At 43.5% G+C, this 3362-nt stretch carries 2 protein-coding genes; both read left to right on the top strand.

What is annotated here, in order from left to right; genetic code table 11:
- Positions 1-216 precede the first annotated feature (216 nt).
- Positions 217-2217 carry a methyl-accepting chemotaxis protein gene (locus QTO00_RS16915; protein WP_331425823.1) on the top strand — a complete coding sequence of 667 codons (2001 nt, stop codon included), beginning with the start codon at positions 217-219 and terminating at the stop codon, positions 2215-2217.
- 100 nt (positions 2218-2317) lie between these two features.
- Positions 2318-3362: transporter substrate-binding domain-containing diguanylate cyclase (locus QTO00_RS16910; RefSeq protein WP_331425822.1), on the top strand; the 1045-nt coding region annotated here is incomplete at its 3' end.

Here is a 3362-nt window from a genome sequence, read left to right as displayed (position 1 = left end):
TGGTGTTTTATAATGAAGAGCGTAATCATCAAGGACTCAATGACCTCACTCCTGATGAAGTCTACTTCGGCAGACAAAGATACGCTGCATGAGCAAGATCAACCACTTAAGAAATTAGCTTATGTGTCCAACCATCGGGGTCCACTTCTTACATATATTTAACATTACCATCCTAGACGTTATAGTAAGCCACGAGATAACTATAGGAGTTAATGGATGAAACTCACGATATCAGGGAAGTTACAGCTGAGTTTTCTGTCGCTTGCAGTACTTTTTATCGGTTCCACTTTTTTTATTTACCGCAGTTTAACGACTGTAGAGGTTCATACAGGGTCGTTAGTCAATCGTGATCTTCCGACAGTGGATGCCGGACGGTCTATTCAGCAATCTATTCATGCTACTGTGTCGTCACTTAGAGCTTATATGTTGCTAGGTGGTGATGAACTTTTAGGTGAGGCAGAAAAAGCTAAACTTGATCAATCACTATTAAAAGTCGAACAGTCTTTACCCACGCTAGAGTCGTTACTCGCTCAGGAGAGCTACCAGCAGCTCCTGTCACAATGGATGTTAGTCGCCCAATCGTTAAACGAAATCGCCGTACTTAGCCATTCAGAAGATAACCTTCCTGCCCATTCTCTATTTATTAATGAAGCCGCCCCCATCGCGGAAGTCGCTCTAGACCAATTGCAAGGTTTAATCAACGACGAAGCGGGCAACAAAGAAGGTGGAGAGAGGAAGCGTCTATTTAGACTCTACGCCGATAGCTATACATCACTTGCCAACGCGTTGTCTTCGATGCGTGATTTTCTCTTGTATGGTAAACAGGAACATTTAGACAAATACCAGGATTTTCTAAAATCTCATGCCAAGTCTGTTAAAGAAATTGACTCAAAGGTTGCTCTGCTCTCAAGTAGTGATCAGGGCTTGTGGGATCTGTTTAAAGAGATGCAGCAGTTATATTTCCCCTTAGCAGAACAAGTGATTCAACTGCGTCGTTCGTCGGATTGGAACATCGCTAACCAGAAAATGGCCAATGAACTTGTGCCTGCGGTCTCTGCATTGGATTTAAATTTGGAGTCAGTGATCAATCAACAGCAGGCGTTTGCAGATCAAAGTGGCCAAGGCATATTTGATTCGGTCACCAAGGTGATTTCATTGCTGCTCGCATCCATTGTCGTTGTTGTTATTGTTGCAGCAACAACAGCAAACGTTATGGGTAAAAACATTGGTCGCAGAGTAAAAATAATTGCAAAACGTGCTGAATCAATTGCAAATGGGGACATATCACAGGCGGCATTGAATGTTGAGGGCAGTGATGAGCTCGCTAGCTTAACGCGCTCAATCAACCAGATGAATGACGAACTTGCGACCATAGTTAAGGGAGTGAGTAGCAAGGCTTCAATTGTTAGTGAGAGCATGAGTTCGCTACTTGAAGCTAACGCGAAAACCGCCAACCAGGTGGACAACCAAAAATCAACCATTGAACTCGTTAGCCAACAAGTAACCGATGTCAGTCACTCTGCGACAGACACTGCAAGGCAAGCTGAACAGTCGGCAGGACTGTTATCTGATTCTCGAACCCAGATTGAGTTAGGATTTAAGGCTCTCGACCTAAATAAGAGTACGGTGGGTGCACTTCATTCTACCGTCGAAAAGGCCAGTGAGCAGGTTGATGCTCTGAGCCGAGAGAGTGAAGCGATAGGTCGAGTCACAGAAGTTATTGAAGGGCTTGCAGAGCAAACCAATTTACTAGCGCTAAATGCTGCAATAGAAGCTGCTCGAGCGGGGGAATATGGTCGAGGCTTCGCTGTTGTTGCAGACGAAGTAAGACAACTTGCGAGTCGAACTACCGAGTCGACCACAGAAATTAATAGTATTGTTAATGCAATTCAATCTTCGACAGCCGCGGTAGTGGGGCAAATTGATACCAGTAAAACGTTAGCCAAAGAGGGGGCGAATCATACCGAGCAAGCTTATGCGACTCTGAGTTCAACCACCAAGCAAATCGAAGATTTAAATTTGCAAATGCAAGAGTTATTAGGCTCTGCGCAGCAGCAATCACAAGCCACTGATGAAATACAAGGGTTGATGAACCAGGTGATCGAGTCCGTTAATGGCGTTGCTCATATTTCGAACTCATCTTCAGAAATCTCATTGCAGGTGCAGGATAGGGTCGATGAGTTGAACACAGAGATGAGTCGCTTCCAGGCAGTTTAGTAACATATTTAACAAACGAAGTATCATATACTGTCAATAAATGTTAATAATATAAGCTCAGCAAATGTAATTGCTGGGCGTATTTATTGTGAGAGTAGACATGCTTCGTGTATTAACTAGCTTATGGTTATTGATAAGCTGCACTTGGGTGTATGCAGAACAAGGCGATCGGCTTGTTGTTGCCAACTCCAAGGCGTGGAAACCTTATGCCTTCATCAATCACAAAGGCGAACCTGACGGTATATTGATTGATTATTGGCGCGAATATGGGCGTGTGCACAATCTTGATGTTGAGTTTCTGCTTGTTGATTGGCAAGAGTCACTCGATGCAGTTAAAGAAGGACGTGCAGATGTGCATGCGGGTCTTTTATGGTCAGAAAGTAGAGAGAGTTACTTAGATTTTTCGCCTGAACTGCTTACTATTGATGCTCAGATATATGTTAACCAATCATTAATCGGAACAAATTTGGATGAATTCATGCTCGGCGATCAGAAACACCGGGTAGGCGTCGTCACAGGTGGATTTGAAGAAGAGTTTACCCGCTTGCATTTTCCAAATTTGAACTTAGTCAGTTACCCTAATAATCAATCTATGATTGAGGCCGCTTATGATGGTAAGTTGCAAGCCTTTGTTGCTGATTTACAAGTCGCGAACTTCTATTTATACGGTAGCGAAGAACCTCATCGATTTGTTGGGGCACGCCATCTCTACTCTGGTGAACTCAGAGCAGCCGTACGCGAAGGGAATTTAGCTTTACAGCAACAAATTTCAGACGGCATTAACGCTTTTGATAGTGAAGCCAAAAAAAAGATTTTCTCTCGTTGGATGTATGTCAGCACTGTGTATCCAGATTTTCTGTTACCAGTAGTTTTGCTCATCATAGGCGTGGCAACAACTGGCTATATCGTGCTGTTGAATCAAATGGTAAAGCGCAGAACACAAGCACTTCAACAAGCGAACTTAGAGCTTAAGAAACTGTCGGAAACCGATCCCCTTACTCAGTTGAGTAATCGACGCCATTTTTTCGCCGAGTTTCAGCAACGCCTTAAGGCAGGTGGTGAGGTGACGATTATGGTTTTCGATATCGATGATTTTAAACAAGTTAATGACAGTTATGGTCATCAAATCGGAGATGAGGTAATTG

This window comes from Vibrio sp. M260118, assembly GCF_036533755.1.
Taxonomy (GTDB): domain Bacteria; phylum Pseudomonadota; class Gammaproteobacteria; order Enterobacterales; family Vibrionaceae; genus Vibrio.
Note: the sequence above shows the minus strand (reverse complement) of the source record. Positions and strands in the feature narration are given on the sequence as shown.

What these genes read in the sequence shown, in the direction of transcription:
- QTO00_RS16915 (WP_331425823.1), top strand. Translation starts at nt 217, where the DNA reads ATGAAACTCACGATATCAGGGAAGTTACAGCTGAGTTTTCTGTCGCTT.